The sequence below is a fragment of the Porticoccus sp. genome (assembly GCA_023261185.1).
Lineage (GTDB): Bacteria > Pseudomonadota > Gammaproteobacteria > Pseudomonadales > Porticoccaceae > Porticoccus > Porticoccus litoralis.
The window spans coordinates 1-17,924 of sequence record JALRJN010000064.1 but is presented as its reverse complement, the minus strand read 5'-3'; the positions used below and the strand labels follow the sequence as shown (position 1 = coordinate 17,924).

General features: G+C 52.6%; 23 protein-coding genes. 11 read left to right on the top strand and 12 right to left on the bottom strand.

Features of this window, described 5'->3' with window-relative positions; genetic code table 11:
- Window positions 1-32 precede the first annotated feature (32 nt).
- The 10 genes from ACYZYZ_RS05930 to ACYZYZ_RS05885 form a co-directional block, all read right to left on the bottom strand.
- A complete protein-coding gene (locus ACYZYZ_RS05930; protein ID WP_439651639.1) occupies window positions 33-314 on the bottom strand; it encodes an HPr family phosphocarrier protein in 282 nt (93 codons plus the stop codon).
- Window positions 315-335: 21 nt separating this feature from the next.
- Window positions 336-1,196 (bottom strand): RNase adapter RapZ, encoded by an 861-nt coding sequence (gene rapZ / locus ACYZYZ_RS05925; protein ID WP_305169588.1) that lies wholly within the window; start codon window positions 1,194-1,196, stop codon window positions 336-338.
- 11 nt (window positions 1,197-1,207) lie between these two features.
- Window positions 1,208-1,660, bottom strand: coding sequence for a PTS IIA-like nitrogen regulatory protein PtsN (gene ptsN, locus ACYZYZ_RS05920; protein ID WP_305169587.1), 453 nt, complete (start codon window positions 1,658-1,660; stop codon window positions 1,208-1,210).
- 6 nt (window positions 1,661-1,666) lie between these two features.
- On the bottom strand, window positions 1,667-1,954 hold the full coding sequence (gene hpf / locus ACYZYZ_RS05915; RefSeq protein WP_305169586.1) for a ribosome hibernation-promoting factor, HPF/YfiA family: 288 nt from the start codon (window positions 1,952-1,954) through the stop codon (window positions 1,667-1,669).
- A 29-nt stretch (window positions 1,955-1,983) separates the two neighbouring features.
- Complete coding sequence (locus tag ACYZYZ_RS05910) at window positions 1,984-3,438, bottom strand: RNA polymerase factor sigma-54 (protein WP_461483600.1); 1,455 nt, start codon at window positions 3,436-3,438, stop codon at window positions 1,984-1,986.
- Window positions 3,439-3,559: 121 nt separating this feature from the next.
- Window positions 3,560-4,285 (bottom strand): LPS export ABC transporter ATP-binding protein, encoded by a 726-nt coding sequence (gene lptB / locus ACYZYZ_RS05905; protein ID WP_305169584.1) that lies wholly within the window; start codon window positions 4,283-4,285, stop codon window positions 3,560-3,562.
- A complete protein-coding gene (gene lptA / locus ACYZYZ_RS05900; protein WP_461483599.1) occupies window positions 4,285-4,788 on the bottom strand; it encodes a lipopolysaccharide transport periplasmic protein LptA in 504 nt (167 codons plus the stop codon). Before lptA ends, lptB begins: the two co-directional genes overlap by 1 nt.
- Window positions 4,778-5,329, bottom strand: coding sequence for an LPS export ABC transporter periplasmic protein LptC (gene lptC / locus ACYZYZ_RS05895; protein ID WP_461483598.1), 552 nt, complete (start codon window positions 5,327-5,329; stop codon window positions 4,778-4,780). Before lptC ends, lptA begins: the two co-directional genes overlap by 11 nt.
- Window positions 5,330-5,350: 21 nt before the next feature.
- Window positions 5,351-5,884, bottom strand: a complete 534-nt coding sequence (locus ACYZYZ_RS05890; RefSeq protein WP_461483597.1) for a KdsC family phosphatase — start codon at window positions 5,882-5,884, stop codon at window positions 5,351-5,353.
- 2 nt (window positions 5,885-5,886) lie between these two features.
- The gene (locus ACYZYZ_RS05885) at window positions 5,887-6,858 is read right to left on the bottom strand and encodes a KpsF/GutQ family sugar-phosphate isomerase (protein WP_305169580.1); all 972 of its coding nucleotides are present in this window, start codon (window positions 6,856-6,858) and stop codon (window positions 5,887-5,889) included.
- Window positions 6,859-7,146: 288 nt separating this feature from the next.
- Between ACYZYZ_RS05885 and ACYZYZ_RS05880 the strand changes: the two genes are divergently transcribed.
- The 6 genes from ACYZYZ_RS05880 to hisC are packed head-to-tail and all read left to right on the top strand — an operon-like array spanning window position 7,147 to window position 12,377.
- Complete coding sequence (locus ACYZYZ_RS05880; RefSeq protein ID WP_461483596.1) at window positions 7,147-7,767, top strand: MlaC/ttg2D family ABC transporter substrate-binding protein; 621 nt, start codon at window positions 7,147-7,149, stop codon at window positions 7,765-7,767.
- A gap of 8 nt (window positions 7,768-7,775) precedes the next feature.
- Entirely contained in the window at window positions 7,776-8,009 is a 234-nt protein-coding gene (locus ACYZYZ_RS05875) for a BolA family protein (RefSeq protein ID WP_461483595.1), read from the top strand.
- 60 nt (window positions 8,010-8,069) lie between these two features.
- Window positions 8,070-9,332: a UDP-N-acetylglucosamine 1-carboxyvinyltransferase gene (murA, locus tag ACYZYZ_RS05870; RefSeq protein ID WP_461483594.1), complete on the top strand. Its 1,263-nt coding sequence runs from the start codon at window positions 8,070-8,072 to the stop codon at window positions 9,330-9,332.
- Between the two features lie 30 nt (window positions 9,333-9,362).
- Window positions 9,363-9,989 carry an ATP phosphoribosyltransferase gene (gene hisG, locus ACYZYZ_RS05865; RefSeq protein WP_461483593.1) on the top strand — a complete coding sequence of 209 codons (627 nt, stop codon included), beginning with the start codon at window positions 9,363-9,365 and terminating at the stop codon, window positions 9,987-9,989.
- Between the two features lie 3 nt (window positions 9,990-9,992).
- Window positions 9,993-11,303 carry a histidinol dehydrogenase gene (gene hisD, locus ACYZYZ_RS05860; protein WP_461483592.1) on the top strand — a complete coding sequence of 437 codons (1,311 nt, stop codon included), beginning with the start codon at window positions 9,993-9,995 and terminating at the stop codon, window positions 11,301-11,303.
- 9 nt (window positions 11,304-11,312) lie between these two features.
- Window positions 11,313-12,377, top strand: coding sequence for a histidinol-phosphate transaminase (gene hisC, locus ACYZYZ_RS05855; RefSeq protein WP_461483591.1), 1,065 nt, complete (start codon window positions 11,313-11,315; stop codon window positions 12,375-12,377).
- A 7-nt stretch (window positions 12,378-12,384) separates the two neighbouring features.
- On the opposite strand, the gene ACYZYZ_RS05850 is transcribed toward hisC, so the two are convergent.
- Window positions 12,385-13,536: a trypsin-like peptidase domain-containing protein gene (locus tag ACYZYZ_RS05850; protein WP_461483590.1), complete on the bottom strand. Its 1,152-nt coding sequence runs from the start codon at window positions 13,534-13,536 to the stop codon at window positions 12,385-12,387.
- 105 nt (window positions 13,537-13,641) lie between these two features.
- Window positions 13,642-14,154 carry a Z-ring associated ZapG family protein gene (locus tag ACYZYZ_RS05845; RefSeq protein WP_461483589.1) on the bottom strand — a complete coding sequence of 171 codons (513 nt, stop codon included), beginning with the start codon at window positions 14,152-14,154 and terminating at the stop codon, window positions 13,642-13,644.
- A gap of 192 nt (window positions 14,155-14,346) precedes the next feature.
- Between ACYZYZ_RS05845 and zapE the strand changes: the two genes are divergently transcribed.
- The 5 genes from zapE to ACYZYZ_RS05820 form a co-directional block, all read left to right on the top strand.
- On the top strand, window positions 14,347-15,483 hold the full coding sequence (zapE, locus tag ACYZYZ_RS05840) for a cell division protein ZapE (protein WP_305169571.1): 1,137 nt from the start codon (window positions 14,347-14,349) through the stop codon (window positions 15,481-15,483).
- 135 nt (window positions 15,484-15,618) lie between these two features.
- Window positions 15,619-16,047, top strand: coding sequence for a 50S ribosomal protein L13 (rplM, locus tag ACYZYZ_RS05835; RefSeq protein ID WP_305169570.1), 429 nt, complete (start codon window positions 15,619-15,621; stop codon window positions 16,045-16,047).
- A 13-nt stretch (window positions 16,048-16,060) separates the two neighbouring features.
- Complete coding sequence (rpsI, locus tag ACYZYZ_RS05830; protein WP_305169569.1) at window positions 16,061-16,453, top strand: 30S ribosomal protein S9; 393 nt, start codon at window positions 16,061-16,063, stop codon at window positions 16,451-16,453.
- Window positions 16,454-16,636: 183 nt separating this feature from the next.
- A complete protein-coding gene (gene petA / locus ACYZYZ_RS05825) occupies window positions 16,637-17,239 on the top strand; it encodes a ubiquinol-cytochrome c reductase iron-sulfur subunit (RefSeq protein ID WP_305169567.1) in 603 nt (200 codons plus the stop codon).
- Window positions 17,239-17,924, top strand: a 686-nt coding sequence (locus tag ACYZYZ_RS05820) for a cytochrome b (RefSeq protein WP_461483588.1), incomplete at its 3' end; no start/stop codon positions are given. The genes petA and ACYZYZ_RS05820, both read left to right, overlap by 1 nt.

The window sequence follows — 17,924 nt, the reverse complement described above, 5'->3', positions numbered from 1 at the left end:
TAAAATTACAGCGGAGTTGTTGGCTGAGAGGATTATTGTTCTTCGTCAAAACGATTGGCGATCAGCTGTTCGACATCCCTGTGGGCACGCTCAGCATCAGAACCTTCAAAATGGAAATGTAAGGTGGTGCCCTGGGTGGCTGCCAGCAACATCAGGGACATGACACTCTTGGCATCCACCATTTTTTCCGGCTCACGACCTGTTTTGATGGCGCAGCCATATTTTCCGGCTGTCGAGGCCAGTTTCGCAGCCGCTCTGGCATGAAGGCCCAGGCGGTTAATTATTGTTAGTTCTGTGCGAATCAATTGCGACATGGGGGTCCCTATCTGGGGCTATTATGACAGCTCACGGTGCCTAACCTGTACATTGGGGTATTTCTGGGTGAAATGGTTACCCAGCTGATTGCAAATGTAAACTGATCGATGTTGCCCGCCAGTACAGCCAATGGCAATAGTCAGGTAGCTGCGGTTGTTTGCCCGAAAAGAAGGCACCCAGTGCTCAAACAACTGCTTGAGCTCTTCCACCATGCTGGTGACTTCCGGTTGGGATGCCAGAAATTCAATCACAGCGGGATGGTTGCCGGTATGGGGACGCAGCTCCTGTTTCCAGTGGGGGTTGGGCAGGCAGCGAACATCAAAAACAAAATCCGCATTGGTGGGTATCCCCCGCTTGTAAGCGAAAGACTCAAACAGGATCGCCATGTCGTCCTTGCTGTCGGGAACAATCTGGTTCTTGATGGCATCCCGCAACTCATGCAACGTCATGTTGCTGGTGTCGATGTGTCGATCGGCGATGGAAGCGATGGGGTTCAGCAGCTCGGTTTCCAGGGCAAGCGCCTGTTTGATATCGAGGTTGGCTGAGCTGAGCGGATGCTTGCGCCGGGTTTCACTGAAGCGTTGAATCAGAACATCTTTATTGGCATTCAGGAACACCACCTGGTATTCCACGCCGGAATCCTTAAGTTGATTCAGAACCTGGGGCAACTGTCCCAGATCACTGCTCAGGTTCCTGACATCAATGCCAACGGCAATTTTTTCCAGCCATTGCCTGTTGTTGGGGTCGCTGGCAAGTTCAAACAGTCCCGGTAGTAGGCTCGCTGGCAGGTTGTCGATACAGGTAAATCCCACATCTTCAAGTACGTTGAGAGCTGTACTTTTGCCAGAGCCAGAGCGCCCGCTTACCACCACCAGTCTCATGGATGCTGTCCTCAGGTCTCGTTGACAGCTATGCGATACAGAGCGTCATTGGAATCGGCCTGCCGGAGCTGGTTGCGAACAGTTTCATCCTGGAGCAGCTCGGCAATTGCCGACAATATCTGCAGGTGCTGGTCATTTTGCTCTTCGGGGACTATCAGGGCAAAGATCAGGTCAACTTCCTCACCGTCAATGGAGTCGAAATCGACCGGTTCCTGTAATTTGATCAAGGCGGCCGTAATTTTTTCGCAACCGCCAAGGCGGCAATGAGGAATGGCAACCCCTTCGCCGATGCCGGTGCTGCCAAGACGCTCTCTTGATAACAGACCTTGGTAGAGCTCATCGGCGGTGACTGTATCCATGCGTTCGGACAGGAAGCTGGACAAATTTTCGAGCACGCGTTTTTTGCTGCCGCCCGGAGCGTCGGCGACGACGTTTTCCGGGGGCAGTACATCAGTTAGTTTCATCAGGGGTTATCTACCGCGGGTTTTTTCCTTGTGTTTGATCAGCTGACGGTCGAGTTTGTCAGCCAGCGTATCGATAGCGGCATAGAGGTCTTCGTCTTCCGAGTTGGCAAAAAACTCACCACCGCTCACATGCACGGTCGCTTCTGCCTTCTGAATCAATTTGTCTACAGAGAGAATCACATTGGTGCTGGTTATGTGGTCGTGATGACGCTCCAGCTTGGAGAGCTTGGTGTTCACGTAATCTTTAATCGCATCAGTGATGTCGAGATGATGTCCGCTAATATTCATTTGCATGCGGTACTCCTTGGTTTTTGATTGTCGGATTAAACATTGGGATTGTAGCGTTTCCTCTCGCTGGAGGAGGGGATGCCCATCCCTTCTCGGTATTTTGCCACCGTACGCCGTGCTACCTGAATGCCCATATCCTGAAGCAGGGACGTCAGCTTGTTATCACTGAGGGGTTTGCCAGGATTCTCAGCACTGATCATTTTTTTCAGGATAGCGCGGATGGCAGTTGATGAACACTCTCCGCCGCTGGCGGTGGAGACATGACTGGAAAAAAAGTATTTCAGCTCAAATACACCCTGTGGGGTGTCGAGATATTTCTGGGTAGTAACCCTGGAAATAGTGGACTCGTGGAGTTCCAGTCGGTCGGCGATATCAGCCAGCACCATGGGTTTCATCGCCACGGGACCCTGTTCCAGAAAGCCCTGCTGCATTTGTACGATACAAGAGGCCACCCGCATCAGGGTATCGTTGCGGCTTTCAATGCTGCGTAAAAACCAGCGGGCTTCCTGCAGATGGTTCTTCAAAAAGGTGTTGTCCTGGCTGGAGTCCGCGCGTTTGATTAATTGTGCGTAGTGCTGATTGATGCTGAGCTTAGGCGTGATTTCATCGTTGAGGGTCACCTGCCAGTGGTTGTCGACTTTGATCACTCTTGCATCGGGAACAACATACTCAATGTCGTCATTGCTGATTGAGTCGCCGGGATTTGGTGTCAGACTCTGGATCAGCTCGATGGCGTTGGCAATGAAATCCTGGGTGAAACGGGTGTGCCGTTCAATTTGCCGGTAGTCCCTTTGGCCCACCAGCTCCAGGTGATCCGAGACCAGAATCTTGGCTTCCTTGAGGAAAGGTGTGTCGGACGAAAACTGGTTCAGTTGAATCATCAGGCACTCGGATAGGCTGGTAGCGCCGACGCCCGGTGGGTCAAACTGCTGGATGCGATGCAGTACGGCAATGACTTCATCCAGCTCAATGTCATCGTCAAGAGCTGACCAGATTTCTTCGATTGGAATGGTCAGCATGCCCCGGCTGTCGATGGAGTCAATAATATTTTCGCCAATCAGGTGGTCGGTGGGCGACATGGGTGTCAGGTTCAGCTGCCACAACAAATGGTCCTGAAGCGATTCGGTAACACTGTGAACGCTGTCAAAATCATAGGTGTCATTGTTGGAAAGCCGGGGGGTGGCAGGAGGCTGATAGATATCGTCCCAGTTAACATCTACTGGCAGGTCATTGGGGATTTTGTTCTCCCAATCCGTACCGTTCAGGTCGGTGGCTTCTGCTTCCGGCGCTTCTTTTTGGGGCTTGTCTTCTTTGCCTAAAAGTTGATGTTCCGACTCTTTAGCTAGTTCAAGAAGTGGATTGTCGTAGAGGTTCTGCTGGATTTCCTGGTGCAAGTCCAGGGAGGAGAGCTGTAACAACCTAATAGCCTGTTGCAGCTGAGGGGTCATCGTCAACTGCTGACCAATTTTCAGTTGCAGGCTTGTTTTCATTAAATTACAACGAGTCTTTTCCGAAAAATGAGTATCTACAGGGAAAGTGTAGACCGCAGGACGGCTGGATGACAAGCAAATTGTATGCCGCTTTGGTTGAATGTTGAGCAATCATTCGAAATTAAAGGGTGAAGTCATCCCCGAGGTAGATGTCCCTGACCTGCTGATTGGCAATGATTTCTTCTGGCACGCCTTCGGCAATGACTTTTCCTTCCCCAACGATGTAGGCGTGTTGGCAGATATCCAGAGTTTCACGGACATTGTGGTCCGTGATTAGTACGCCAATGCCCAGATCACGTAGGTGGCGAATGATCTGTTTAATGTCATTGACGGAAATCGGATCTACACCGGCAAAGGGCTCATCCAGCAGGATAAAGGCGGGTTCCATGGCCAGAGCCCGGGCAATTTCCACCCGGCGGCGCTCCCCTCCGGATAGGCTCATGCCGAGGCTGTCCTTGATATGGGTGATGTGAAACTCCTGCATTAGGTGTTCGAGTTTCGATAAGCGTTGTTCTTTGTCCAGGTCTTTGCGGGTTTCCAGGATGGAGAGAATATTGTCGGCAACACTCATCTTCCTGAAAACAGAAGCTTCTTGGGGCAGATAGCCAATGCCCTTGCGGGCGCGCCCGTGCATGGGCAGATGTGTGATGTCTTCATCATCGATAAAGACACTTCCACCGTCCTGTTCAACGAGACCGACAATCATATAAAAACAGGTGGTTTTTCCTGCACCATTGGGCCCCAGCAGTCCAACGATGGCGCCGCTTTCAACACTGAGGGAGACATCGCGAATGACCGGCCGCTTTTTGTAACTCTTTGCCAGGTTGGTTGTCTTCAGGAGGGGCATTAATTTCCTTCCTTCTGGTTGCTGGGTGGAATCACCATTTGGATGCGCTGTTTGGGGTTGTCCCCCGAGCTGGCTTTGACGACTTCAGCTTTCAGGTCGTAATGGATTTTTTCACCGGTGATGGTGGTGCCATTCTGCTCCAGGCTGGCATTCTTCAGTAGGTCAATCCGGTCTGCCGCCAGGTGGTATTCAATGGTGTCACCACTGGCCAGAACCAATCCGTCCTCAGGTTTTGGCTGTTGCTGGTAGTGGGCCGGTTTGCCAATGCAGACAATGCGATCCACCTTGTTGCGCTCACTGTAGACAATCACTTTGTCTGCGCGAATTTTGATAGTGCCCTGACGGATCACCACGGCCCCTTCATAAACCGTGGTGCCTTTCTCATCGTTGCGCTCTGCTTTGTCCGATTCAATTTTAATGGGCTGGTTGGCATCATTCTGCAGCGCATGAGACAGCGGTGCAGACAGTGACATCAGTACAATTAACAACAACCTAACGTGCACGGTGTATCCCCTTTACATTGGCAAGGAGTTTGAATATTTCTGAATCAAGGTCCGACCACATGCCTACCCCGGTTGTCTTGCCCTGTGCGGTGGTGATTGTGACATGGCGATCTGTCTCAGCGATATGTGTCTCGGGATATAAGACCAGTTTTTCTGTGGTTAATTCTTTTCTTTCTGAAGGACCGACTGTCTGCCAGGCGTAAACAGACCCGGTAAACACCGCCTGTTCACCGCCCTTGATGACAGTGCCTTTTTCTGCGGTCATGTGCCAAGGTTGGTCTTCCGGAGTTTTGCCAAAAGACACCATATCGGGTTTTTCCACTTCCAGCCGGTTGGCTCGCTTAAAATGGCGGGCCTCGGTGGCCAGCATGCTATTGGCTTTCTCGCCGGTCTTGCTGTAGGTCAGCATGCTGATGTTTAGCATGTAGCTGTCTGCTTTGGGGAGACCGTCGCTGTCACTGACAGGCTTTTCCAAGAAGACCTCTGGCGGAGACAGCCAGAACAGCAGGAAAATACCTGACGAGCCCAACAGCATTATCATTAACAGAATATTTCGCATGGCTTACAGGTAACCCGCCAGTGTTTCTTCCAATTTTCCCTGAGCGCTCAGTAGCAATTCCGCCAGCTCGCGAACTGCCCCATGGCCTCCGCAGGCGCTGGTTTGCCAGAGTGCGTGCTCGGCAATAATCGGGCGGGCATTGGCAACAGCAACGCCCAGGCCTACTCGACGGATAACTGCAAGGTCCGGCAGATCATCACCCAGAAATGCAATTTCCTGCATATCATAATGTGATGTTTCCAGCATTTCATTCAGTGCGGCGAGCTTGTCTTCGCGGCCCTGAACCACTAGCTCAATACCTAGTTCGGTTGCCCGCCTCGATAATAACTGGGAGCTGCGGCCCGTGATAATCCCCACTTCGATACCATTTCTCTGCAGAAGTTTTATACCCAGTCCATCCTGAATATTAAAGGCCTTGAGTTCTTCGCCCTGATTCCCGTAGTACAGCCTGCCGTCCGTGAGAACACCGTCAACGTCCAGAAGCAGTATGCGGATATTTTTTGCGCAGTGAATCACCCGTTGGTTTTCTAGCGTCATGACTACATTACTCCTGCGCGCAGAATGTCGTGCATGTGGAGCACTCCGATGGGGTGGTGGGAGCTGTCTTCCACAACCAGTGCAGTAATTTTGAAATCTTCCATCACTTTAAGTGCTTCTGCGGCCAGCAGCTCCGGCTGGACAGCTTTGCAGCCGTGTCTGATCAGCTGCCCTACCTGACTGTGGTTGATATCAACGTCCTGATCCACCGCCCTGCGCAAGTCGCCGTCGGTAAACACGCCGAGAATTTCTCCGGAGCTGTTTACCACTGTGGTCATACCAAAGCCCTTGGTCGTCATTTCCAGTAGGGCATGTTTCAGTTGGGCGGTTTCCTCCACGCGGGGCAACTCGCTGCCGCTGTGCATAATGTCTTTGACTTTTAATAACAGCTTGCGGCCGAGGGCGCCGCCAGGATGGGAAAAGGCAAAATCCTCTGCGGTAAATCCTCTGGCTTCCAGTAACGCTATTGCCAAGGCATCGCCCATTGCCAGTGTTGCCGTGGTGCTGGTGGTCGGTGCCAGCCCCAATGGGCAGGCTTCGCTGGGGACGCTGACATCAAGGTGGGCATCGGAAGCGGTGCCCAGAACGGAGTCGGGGTTCCCAGTCATGCTGATTAGGGGGATCCCCATGCGCTTGATCAGCGGCAGCAGGGTAATAACTTCAGCGGTTGATCCGGAATTGGAGAGCGCCAGAACCACGTCCTTGTCAGTAATCATACCCAGGTCGCCATGGCTGGCTTCACCCGGGTGTACAAAAAAGGATGGAGTGCCAGTGCTTGCCAGGCTGGCAGCAATTTTTCGGCCGATATGGCCGGATTTTCCCATGCCAGTGACAATGACGCGTCCTGTACATTGCAGAATCAGCGAGCAGGCGTGTTCAAATGTTTCGCCGATGCGCGCCTCTAACAGGCTGACAGCCTCAGCTTCCAAGCGAATTGTGCGTCGTGCTGCCTCAGTAAGATTAACGGTGGACATTTTCTACCTAAAAATTTTCCGCAAGTATAGCTGCAACCAGTTGTCCCTGTAAGTCTCAACACTGAATGGCCACTACCCATAAAATTGTTGTGCACTTTTATGCCTTCGTGAGCGTGTTTCGCAAAATTCGGCTCAATGTTATAGTGCACGCCGTTTTAATTGCCTGATATTGGCACTTGACTGAGGCGCTGTGGTCGAAGACCTACCGGCAAGTAAGCCGAGCGGTTTCTGATTTGAGAATATTAAGAGAGGAAATCTGTGATGTACGTCAGGTTCAAGCACACAATAATGACCATCCTGTTTTTGCTGCTGTCTGGAACAGCTTTGGCAGAGGTGGTAGAAAATAATGCAGAGCCAGTCGCTCTGGGTCCCCACGAGTTGGTGGAATCGGTGACGGGTGAGTTGCTTGAAGCGATCGGCAAACACCGGGAGTCCTTTGAACAGGACCCTGAGCCTTTCTTCGAAGAGTTGGGTTGTTTGTTGGGTAAAGTTGTGGATTTCCGCTTTATTGCCTACAACGTCATGGGGCCCTATCGCGCTCAGGCTACGGATGAGCAGTTGAAGCGTTTTGCCGATGCCTTCCGCCGTGATTTGATCGAAACCTACGGCCGAGGACTGGTGTCCTACGGCGATGAAACCATTGTTGTCTTGCCTCTTGCGGATGAGCTGGGAGAGAAGCGTAAAGTCACTGTTGCCCAAGAAATTCATGGCGTGGATGGGGTGTTTCCTCTTTATTATTCCATGGCTCGCAACAAGAGCAACGAGTGGAAAATTACCAATGTCGTGATTAACGGCATTAACCTTGGCAAGACATTCCGCAACCAGTTTTCCCAGCGTGCACAAAAGTTCGGTGGCGATATTGACCAGGTTATTGACAGCTGGACAACCCAGGTGAGCACAGAGGCCTGATTGCAGATATGAATGCAGAAGAGGTAAAGGCGCGCCTGGTTGAAGGGCTTCCCGATTGTGAAGTGACCGTGGAATTTGACGGCTACTATTTTAATATTATCGCCGTGGGTGAAGTTTTTCAGGGCTTGAGGAAAGTGCAGCGCCAGCAGAAAGTGCTGGGCGTTCTGCATGACCTGATTACTTCCGGTGAAATTCACGCGGTAAAAGAGGTGCAAACCTATACCCCTGACGAAAAGCCGTAGGTTTTTTCGTCCCACAGGTGGTTGTCGGCGACCTGCCTATATTGATCTCAAGGGTCTAGAATGGATAAATTGTTGATCTCGGGAGGTGGCCCGCTTTCCGGGGAAATCCGCATTTCCGGTGCTAAAAACTCGGCGCTGCCGATTCTTGCCGCCACCTTGCTGGCCGATGGTCCGGTGATGGTGTCCAACATCCCCCATCTCAATGACATTACCACCATGTTTGAGCTGCTGGGGTGTCTGGGTGTCAGTGTCGTACTGAATGAACAGATGCAGGTGGAAGTGGATGCAACCACGTTGCATAGCCATGTGGCGCCCTATGACCTGGTCAAAACCATGCGGGCGTCTATTTTGGTTCTGGGTCCGATGTTGTCCAAATTCGGTGTCGCCAGTGTCTCGTTCCCCGGCGGTTGCGCCATTGGCAGCCGCCCTGTTGATCTGCACTTGCGTGGTCTGGAGATGATGGGAGCTGAAATCGAGATAGCTGGTGGGTATATTAATGCCAAAAGCCATGGTCGATTGAAAGGCGCTCACATTCTCATGGATACCGTCTCTGTGGGTGCAACAGAAAACCTGTTAATGGCTGCTGCGCTGGCGGATGGAACAACCATCATTGAAAACGCCGCACGGGAGCCGGAAGTAGTCGACTTGGCGAACTGTATTAATGCGCTTGGCGGCAAGGTCAGTGGTGTCGGTTCGACCACACTGACCATTCAGGGGGTCGAAACCCTGCATGGCGGGGCGTATCGAATCATGCCTGATCGTATCGAGACCGGCACCTATTTGGCCGCAGCAGCGGCCACACGAGGGCATATCAAGCTAAAGGATACTGATCCCCATACGCTGGAGGCTGTCCTGTTAAAGCTGGAGGAGGCTGGTGCTATTATCACGACAGGTGATGATTGGGTTGAGCTGGATATGCAGGGGCGCAGGCCCAAGGCAGTTAACTTTAAGACTGCGCCTTATCCGGCATTTCCGACAGATATGCAGGCACAGTTGACCACGGTAAACGCAGTGGCTGAAGGGGTGGGAACCATCACAGAAACCATCTTCGAAAATCGCCTGGTGCAAACCCATGAATTGAATCGCATGGGTGCGAAGATCAGCCTGGAAGGGAATACCGCAATTGTGACGGGTGTTGAGCGACTCAAGGCGGCACCCGTAATGGCATCGGATCTCAGGGCGTCAGCCAGCCTGGTTATTGCTGGGTTGGTGGCCGATGGTGAAACCATAGTCGATCGCATTTACCATATCGATCGCGGTTACGAATGTATTGAAGAAAAATTGCAGCAGCTGGGCGCAAACATTCGCCGTATTCCCGGTTGACAGCCCTCTGCCGATGAGTGTGTGAGTACTATGCAAATAACCATTGCCCTGACCAAGGGGCGAATACTGGAAGAGACATTGCCATTGCTTGCCCAGGCCGGCATTGAGCCGACAGAGGATATCAGCCGCAGTCGCAAGCTGGTGTTCGAAACGTCCCTTAGCGATGTGCGGCTATTGGTATTGCGTGGCTCGGACGTGCCTACCTATGTGCAATTTGGTGCTGCGGATCTTGGTGTGTCCGGTAAGGACACACTGCTTGAACACGGCGGCGATGGTCTCTACGAGCCGTTGGATCTGGGGATTGCCCGTTGTCGTATGATGACTGCAGGCATTGCCGGGGAGCCTCCCAGGCAAGGCCGCATCCGGGTGGCCACCAAATACGTCAACATAGCACGGCGATTCTACGCTGAGCAGGGGCGGCAGGCCGACATCATCAAGCTTTACGGCGCGATGGAACTGGCGCCTATTATGGCGCTGGCAGACGAGATCGTGGATATCGTGGATACCGGTAACACCCTGAAGGCGAATGGCCTTGAGTCACGGGAAACCATCGCGGATATCAGTTCGCGCTTGATTGTGAATAAGGCGGCCATGAAGGTGAAGCATGTGCAGTTGCAAGGCATTATCGATAGTCTGCGCCAGGCGGTGGCCCAATAAACGATGACACAATCAGTGAATATTAAACGGCTTGCCACTGGTGATGACGGCTTTGACGAAAGCCTGCAGAAACTGCTTGCCTGGGAAACCGTTTCGGACAGTCGTGTAGAGCAGGTCGTTGACGAAATTTTGTCAGCCATTCGCCAGCGTGGTGATGCGGCATTGCTTGAATATACCAACCGCTTTGACCGTCGTGCGGCTACGGCTATTTCTGAACTGGAAATGACTCAGCAAGACTTTCTTCGGGCCCTCGATGCGATTAGTGATGGAGAACGCGAGGCGCTGCAGCTGGCGGCGGACCGTATTCGCTGTTACCACGAGCACCAGCGACAGGATTCATGGAACTACAGAGAAGATGACGGTACGTTGCTGGGGCAACAGGTCACTCCTCTGGATCGGGTGGGTATCTATGTGCCCGGCGGCAAAGCCAGTTATCCCTCCTCGGTGCTGATGAATGCCATGCCTGCCAAAGTGGCCGGTGTTAGTGAGATTATTATGGTGGTCCCTGCGCCGGATGGTGAGTTGAATCCCCTGGTGTTGGCCGCCGCTGCCATTGCGGGGGTAGACCGGGTGTTTACCGTTGGCGGGGCGCAGGCAGTTGCGGCGCTGGCCTATGGTACTGAAAGTGTTCCCAAAGTGGATAAGATTGTTGGTCCCGGTAATATTTATGTCGCCACCGCCAAGCGTGCAGTTTTTGGTGCGGTGGGCCTCGATATGGTCGCTGGTCCTTCCGAGATTCTGGTGGTTTGCGATGGTGAAACAGATCCCGACTGGATTGCCATGGATCTGTTCTCACAGGCCGAGCATGATGAAGATGCTCAGGCTATTCTGGTCAGTCCGGATTCGGCTTTTCTCGACCGGGTGAAGAACAGTATTGAGCAGTTGTTGCCCACCATGGAGCGAGCCGGGATGATTCGCGCTGCGTTGGAAAATCGCAGTGCGTTGATTGCAGTGAGAGATATGGATGAGGCTCTGGAGCTTATAAACCGTATTGCGCCAGAACATCTGGAGTTATCCGTCGCCGAACCGGAAGCGTTATTACCTCGTATTCGCCATGCCGGAGCGATCTTTATGGGTCGTTATACGGCAGAAGCTTTGGGGGACTATTGTGCCGGCCCCAACCACGTATTGCCCACCTCCATGACGGCGCGCTTTTCGTCTCCGCTGGGCGTTTACGATTTTCAGAAGCGCAGTTCGATCATTATGTGCTCAGCCGAGGCGGCTTCCCGTTTGGGCAAAACAGCGTCGACATTGGCCAGGGGTGAAAGCCTGACGGCTCACGCACGCTCCGCTGAATACCGTATTCAGGACTGAGGTGCCGTGGTGAGCAATCCTTATTGGAGTGACATTGTTCGCGAGCTCGATCCCTATGTTCCCGGGGAGCAGCCGAAGATAGCCAATCTGGTCAAGCTGAATACCAATGAGAACCCTTACGGACCCTCTCCGGATGTGTTGGCTGCAATCGCTACTGAGTCCGGAGATAACCTGCGTCTCTACCCGGACCCCAATGCCCTGGCGCTAAAGCAGGCCATAGCAGACTATTACTCCGTGGATGTTGATCAGGTCTTTCTGGGCAACGGTTCAGATGAGGTGTTGGCGCATATATTCCAGGGGTTGCTCAAGCATGACAGCCCCATCCTGTTTCCTGATATTACCTACAGCTTTTACCCCGTCTATTGTGGCCTTTACCAGGTTCCCTATGACCGGGTGCCGCTGGCCGAAGACTTCAGTATTGATGTTGAAGATTATTGCAGAGAGAACGGGGGGGTTATTTTCCCCAACCCCAATGCTCCCACCGGTATCCTGATGTCTCTGGACAGGATTGAATGGCTGTTGGAGAAAAACTCTGACTCGGTGGTGGTTGTGGATGAGGCCTATATCGATTTTGGTGGCGAGTCGGCGGTTACTCTCGTGAAACGCTTTCCCAATCTTCTGGTAACTCAGTCACTGTCCAAATCCCGATCCCTTGCGGGGTTGCGAATCGGTCTGGCAATCGGGGATGCGGCATTAATTGAAGCGCTTGAGCGGGTCAAAAACAGTTTTAACTCCTATCCTCTCAGTCGCTTTGCCATCGTTGGTGGGGTGGCGGCATTTGCAGATGAGCAATACTTTCAGACCACGTGCCGGAGGGTGATGGATAGCCGCGAGCAGTTGGTGGGGCAGCTTGATGAGCTTGGGTTTCATACATTGCCATCAGCCGCAAATTTCATCCTGACTCGCCACCCGGAGAAGGTGGCAGCTGATCTGATGAGTCAATTGAGAGCGCGAGGCATTATTGTGCGTTACTTCAGCCAGCCGCGGATTGATCAATACCTGCGGATTACCGTGGGAACACCAGAGCAAAATGCACAACTCATCTCGGCATTAAGCGAGCTGGTATCTTCATAGCCAGCTGTTAGCTATTGGTGGTTGGGCGCGTTCCCGCCACCGCCATAATGGTGCTTTTCTCGCCGTTGCGAATCACTTCCAGTTTGACTGAATCCCCCGGAGACAGGTCGGCGATCAGGTTCATGCTGCGCTCGTTGTCCACCACCCAGTAATCTTTAATACGGGTAATGATATCCCCTGGCTGCAGTCCCGCCAGATGGGCGGGGCTGTTGATATAGATGTTGGTGATGACAAGTCCGGAGGGTGGGTCGAGATCAAGTTGCTGGGCGGCCTCGCGTGTGAGGGGCCGGGCTTCCACGCCGAGCCAGCCGCGAATGACGTAGCCGTGTTCGACAATATCCTTGAGTACTTTCATGGCAGTGTTGGCGGGAATCGCGAAGCCGATGCCGACGGAATAGCCGGTGCGGTCGAGAATGGCTGAGTTGATGCCCAGCAGGTTGCCGTGGGCATCTACCAAGGCACCTCCTGAATTACCGGGGTTGATGGCCGCATCAGTCTGAATAAAATTTTCAAAGGTGTTCAGGCCCAGGCCATTGCGCCCGGTGGCGCTGATGATGCCCTGGGTCACGGATTGGCCCACGCCAAAGGGGTTGCCAATGGCCAGAACGACATCGCCAACCCTGGCCTGTCCCGGGTCGGCAATTTTGGCGGGGGTTAGTCGGTCCAAGTCTACTTTTAATACGGCCAGGTCTGTATCCGGGTCGCTGCCCACAACTTTCACCATCGCCTCTCTGCCATCCTGAAGCTGCACGACAATTTCATCGGCACTGGTGACAACATGGTTATTAGTGAGGATGTACCCTTCCTGGGTAAGAATGACCCCGGAGCCCAGCGAGGATTCCATGCGCTGCTGTTGGGGAAGATTGCTGCTATTAAAGAAGCGCCTGAAAAACGGGTCGTCCAGCAGAGGGTGTCGTGTGCGTGCTAACGTTTTTTGGGTATAAATGTTAACGACAGAGGGTGAGGCCCGTTGCACGGCAGCAGAATAGGACACAGGGCCCTCCCAACTGTCGCTGACGTCTGGGGACAAGCCTCCGGTCTCCATGCCATTTTTATGATTGAGTGCCTGAGGGAATAACAGCAGTGCCACGGCAGCCATGAACAGGCCGGCGATGGCCGGCCAGCTGATGTAGCGTAAAATTTTATAAAGGGAAGTCACTTGCCCCTCCTCTCAGCTCAGGTCGGCCATTATGGCACAAAGCAGGCAATCTCGAATAACAGGGGCTGGCGCTATCCGGGTGCCGACCTGTTCTGTCAAAACAGATCAGCTGACTTTAAAGGTTGGGTCTTCCTCGTCGGTGACTTGTTGGGCGACATCATTGGCCACTTTGAGTTTGGGGCCGTCGAAAGTGCGGTTTTCATCTGTTAACCCATAACCTTCGCTGAGGACCCCGCCAGGGACTTTCGGCGCATAGTCTTTGGGCGCTTCAGGCAGTTCAGAGATGGTGACGCTATCTTTTTTCAGTTGTCCAAATCCTGCATCGACAATTTGTCGGCTGGTTTCCGGGTTAGCCAGGCGCATGGCTGAAGAAGACAGGTGTTCGTGAACATCGCTGTAGCTGAGAGAGAGGTCATTGAACAGTTTTGCTGTCTTGGCAAAGTGCTCGGTGATTTCGTGTTGATAATCCTTGAGCTGATCCTGAGCCTCTTTCAGTTTGTTTTCTGTATCCTTGCGCTGCTGCTCCTTAGGGTGAAGTGAGCGCCCAAAAATAAAGCCGATTACAAGGCCGGCTGCAAGGCATAATAGACCTGCAAATAACACGATTGAGTTGTCCAACTGGCTTCCCCTGGTAGTTATTGATACTTCAGATGTTATAGTCTGAAAGAAGGATGCGCGCTAGGCAACCGTTTTTCAAACTGAAACGGGCCGTGCCTGAGGGCGAATGGAGTGCCAGTTGCGAACTTTCTACGGCAGAGCTACAGTTCACGCCCTGTATTTTCCAATGCACTTTGACGACACCACTAGCTTATGACTCAGGCTATTTCCGGCAATTGTCTGTCCCCAAAACAGCGATATCAGAAAGATCTGCAGCAGCCAGGATTCAACTATGACCCTTCTCAGGAGAAGGCTGTTGCCATGTTGCAGTCGCTTTATGATGAGTTGACGGTTCCCGTTGCCAGGCAGCGTGGTGGCGTGTTGGGTCGCATGAGGCAGCGCTTTCGTTCCCCTGAACCAGTATTACCAGTAAAAGGACTGTACTTCTGGGGTGGTGTCGGCAGGGGAAAGACCTACCTGATGGACAATTTTTACGAGTCCCTGCCGTTTCGGGAGAAGATGCGCGCCCACTTTCACCGCTTCATGCGGCGCGTACATCGCGAGTTGAAGCAGCTGGCGGGTGAAAAGAACCCCCTGGAAAGAGTCGCCGACAATATTGCGGAAGAGGCGAGGGTTATCTGTTTCGACGAATTCTTTGTCTCCGACATCACCGACGCTATGTTGCTGGGTACATTGCTGGAGCATCTGTTTGCTCGCGGCGTGACGCTGGTCGCGACATCCAATATCGTGCCGGATCGGCTGTATGAAAATGGCTTGCAGCGACAACGTTTTCTGCCGGCCATTGCCCTGCTCAACCGTCATACAAGCGTGGTAAATGTCGATGGTGGCGTGGATTACCGGCTTCGTGCATTGGAGCAGGCCGAGCTCTACCATGCCCCATTGGGGCCAGACGCTGAGAGGGCTATGCTTGATGCATTTAACCGTCTTGCTCCTGCAACTGAAGAAGTGAAGGAGGCGGTGGAGATTGAAGTGGAAGGGCGCCGAATACCCTGCCGCTTTATTGCTGAAGATGTCATCTGGTTTGATTTTGAGGTGATTTGTAATATTCCCCGCAGCCAGAATGACTATATTGAGCTGGCAAAAGAGTTTCACGCTGTGCTGGTGGGCAATGTGCATCAGATGGGGCGAAAAAATGACGACCATGCACGCCGCTTTGTGAATATGGTGGATGAATTCTACGACCGTAATGTCAAGCTGGTGCTATCGGCGGAAGTGGATATGGTTTCACTCTATACAGAGGGTAAGCTCAGTTTTGAGTTTGAGCGCACCCGCAGTCGTCTCCTGGAAATGCAGTCCCACGATTATCTGGCTCGGCCACACCGCCCCTGAGCAGGGAGAAACCAGCTGTTTTCAGGGCCAGTTGCGGCGTTGTTTTATCGGCAAAAAATATCCTTGAAATGGCTGTACGCCATCTGTAAAATGCGCCCTCCTTTTGGGAAGGCCAAAAAGTTCAGGCAGGAAAAGATGAAAACATTTATTGCGAAGCCCGAAACCGTTCAGCGCGACTGGTACATTGTTGATGCTGCTGACAAGACATTGGGCCGTTTGGCTGCCGAGATTGCTTCGCGTCTGCGTGGCAAGCATAAGCCTGAGTACACTCCTCATGTCGACACTGGGGATTACATCGTGGTTGTAAATGCTGAGCAGGTTCGAGTAACAGGCAACAAGGCGAAAGACAAAATTTACCACCGCCACACCGGTTATCCGGGTGGCCTGAAGTCAATCAGCTTTGAAAAGCTGATTGATAAAGCTCCGGAACGCACTATCCAGAATGCTGTAAAAGGTATGCTGCCAAAAGGGCCGCTGGGTAGTGCTATGTTCAAGAAGCTGAAAGTGTACGCTGGCGCCGAGCATCCTCATACTGCTCAACAGCCACAAGAACTGAATATCTGACGGATAGTTAATTATGGCAGACTCTCAATACTACGGTACCGGTCGCCGCAAAACCTCTTCAGCAAGAGTTTTTCTGAAGTCTGGTGCCGGCAACATCACCATCAATAACCGCACTCTGGATCAATACTTCGGTCGTGAAGTGGCGCGGATGATTGTTCGTCAGCCCCTGGAGCTGGTAGACAGTGTCGAGAAATTCGACCTGAAAATTACCGTTGCTGGTGGTGGTAGCTTCGGTCAAGCAGGCGCTATCCGTCACGGTATAGCCCGTGCACTGGTGCAATACGATGAAGGTTTGCGCAGCAATCTGCGTAAAGCAGGCTTCCTGACACGTGATGCTCGTGAAGTTGAGCGTAAGAAAGTTGGCTTGCACAAAGCCCGTAAGCGCCCGCAGTTCTCCAAGCGCTAATTTGGCTTTGCATGTATATGAAAAACCCGGCTTTAATGCCGGGTTTTTTTGTTTTTCAAAACAACAAATTACCTACTTTTTGTAGGTGTTTGTCTTGTAAAAAATGGTGCTTTTCATTACTATTGCACGCCATTTTCCACAGATAAAAATTTTGCCAACCTTTGCTGTTAACGGGAGAGCGTCATGAGCAATGACGGTGTTAATCAGGGGCGTCGACGCTTCCTGACAGGGGCCACGTGTGTAGTGGGTGCTGCCGGGGTAGTTGGAGCTGCCGTTCCTTTTGTGGGTTCCTGGAACCCAAGCGCCAAGGCGAAAGCTGCTGGTGCACCGGTCAAGGCGAATATCGCCAAAATTGAACCAGGTCAGATGGTGACCGTCGAATGGCGCGGAAAGCCCGTGTATATCGTTCGTCGTACCCAGGAAATTCTCGATGGACTGAATGGTCACGACGAGATGTTCCGGGATCCAACTTCACTGCAGTCCAATCAGCCGGCCTACGTTGACGGTGTGACCCGTGCTATTCCGGGGCATGAAGAGTATCTGGTATTGGTTGGCCTCTGCACGCACCTGGGTTGTGCTCCGATGTATCGTCCGGATGTGGGCGCTCAGGATCTGGGCGGCGATCAATGGTTTGGTGGCTTCTTCTGCCCTTGTCACGGTTCCAAGTTTGACTTGTCTGGCCGTGTATTCACCGGGGTTCCTGCTCCAACCAACTTGGATGTTCCTCCGTATTCCTACGAGAGCGACAGTGTCATTGTCATCGGTGTGGATCAGGAGGGCGCGTAATGAATTGGTTAACTGGTTTGTGGGGCTGGGTCGATAAACGTCTTCCCGTGCAGCGGGCGTGGGATACCCACATGGGTAAGTATTACGCCCCGAAAAATTTCAACTTCTGGTACTACTTTGGCGTTCTGTCGATGGTGGTACTGGTTATTCAGCTGCTGTCAGGTATCTGGCTGCTGATGAGTTATCAGGGTTCTTCTGAACAGGCGTTTGCCTCCGTTGAATACATCATGCGCGATGTAGATTACGGCTGGATTATCCGTTACATGCATTCCACCGGGGCCTCTGCCTTCTTTATTGTGGTTTATATGCATATGTTCCGTGGTCTGCTCTACGGTTCCTACAAGCCACCGCGTGAGTTGGTGTGGATCTTCGGTATGACCATTTATGTGGCGCTGATGGCCGAAGCTTTCCTTGGTTACGTACTGCCCTGGGGTCAGATGTCCTACTGGGGTGCCCAGGTGATTATCTCCCTGTTCGGTGCGATTCCCGTGGTCGGTGAAGATATCGTGCAGTGGGTGCGCGGCGATTACCTGATCTCCGGTATCACTCTCAATCGTTTCATGTCTCTGCACGTCGTAGCCGTGCCGATCATTCTGCTGGCCCTGGTGGTATTGCACATCCTGGCATTGCATGAAGTAGGTTCTAATAACCCCGACGGTGTTGAGATCAAGAAGAACAAGGATGA

What these genes read in the sequence shown, in the direction of transcription:
- rapZ (WP_305169588.1), bottom strand. Translation starts at nt 1,196, where the DNA reads ATGAGACTGGTGGTGGTAAGCGGGCGCTCTGGCTCTGGCAAAAGTACA.
- ACYZYZ_RS05890 (WP_461483597.1), bottom strand. Translation starts at nt 5,884, where the DNA reads ATGACGCTAGAAAACCAACGGGTGATTCACTGCGCAAAAAATATCCGC.
- lptC (WP_461483598.1), bottom strand. Translation starts at nt 5,329, where the DNA reads ATGATAATGCTGTTGGGCTCGTCAGGTATTTTCCTGCTGTTCTGGCTG.
- rpsI (WP_305169569.1), top strand. Translation starts at nt 16,061, where the DNA reads ATGGCAGACTCTCAATACTACGGTACCGGTCGCCGCAAAACCTCTTCA.
- ACYZYZ_RS05885 (WP_305169580.1), bottom strand. Translation starts at nt 6,858, where the DNA reads ATGTCCACCGTTAATCTTACTGAGGCAGCACGACGCACAATTCGCTTG.
- hpf (WP_305169586.1), bottom strand. Translation starts at nt 1,954, where the DNA reads ATGCAAATGAATATTAGCGGACATCATCTCGACATCACTGATGCGATT.
- lptB (WP_305169584.1), bottom strand. Translation starts at nt 4,285, where the DNA reads ATGCCCCTCCTGAAGACAACCAACCTGGCAAAGAGTTACAAAAAGCGG.
- rplM (WP_305169570.1), top strand. Translation starts at nt 15,619, where the DNA reads ATGAAAACATTTATTGCGAAGCCCGAAACCGTTCAGCGCGACTGGTAC.
- ACYZYZ_RS05880 (WP_461483596.1), top strand. Translation starts at nt 7,147, where the DNA reads ATGACCATCCTGTTTTTGCTGCTGTCTGGAACAGCTTTGGCAGAGGTG.
- hisD (WP_461483592.1), top strand. Translation starts at nt 9,993, where the DNA reads ATGACACAATCAGTGAATATTAAACGGCTTGCCACTGGTGATGACGGC.
- murA (WP_461483594.1), top strand. Translation starts at nt 8,070, where the DNA reads ATGGATAAATTGTTGATCTCGGGAGGTGGCCCGCTTTCCGGGGAAATC.
- zapE (WP_305169571.1), top strand. Translation starts at nt 14,347, where the DNA reads ATGACTCAGGCTATTTCCGGCAATTGTCTGTCCCCAAAACAGCGATAT.
- ptsN (WP_305169587.1), bottom strand. Translation starts at nt 1,660, where the DNA reads ATGAAACTAACTGATGTACTGCCCCCGGAAAACGTCGTCGCCGACGCT.
- ACYZYZ_RS05875 (WP_461483595.1), top strand. Translation starts at nt 7,776, where the DNA reads ATGAATGCAGAAGAGGTAAAGGCGCGCCTGGTTGAAGGGCTTCCCGAT.
- ACYZYZ_RS05930 (WP_439651639.1), bottom strand. Translation starts at nt 314, where the DNA reads ATGTCGCAATTGATTCGCACAGAACTAACAATAATTAACCGCCTGGGC.
- petA (WP_305169567.1), top strand. Translation starts at nt 16,637, where the DNA reads ATGAGCAATGACGGTGTTAATCAGGGGCGTCGACGCTTCCTGACAGGG.
- hisG (WP_461483593.1), top strand. Translation starts at nt 9,363, where the DNA reads ATGCAAATAACCATTGCCCTGACCAAGGGGCGAATACTGGAAGAGACA.
- ACYZYZ_RS05910 (WP_461483600.1), bottom strand. Translation starts at nt 3,438, where the DNA reads ATGAAAACAAGCCTGCAACTGAAAATTGGTCAGCAGTTGACGATGACC.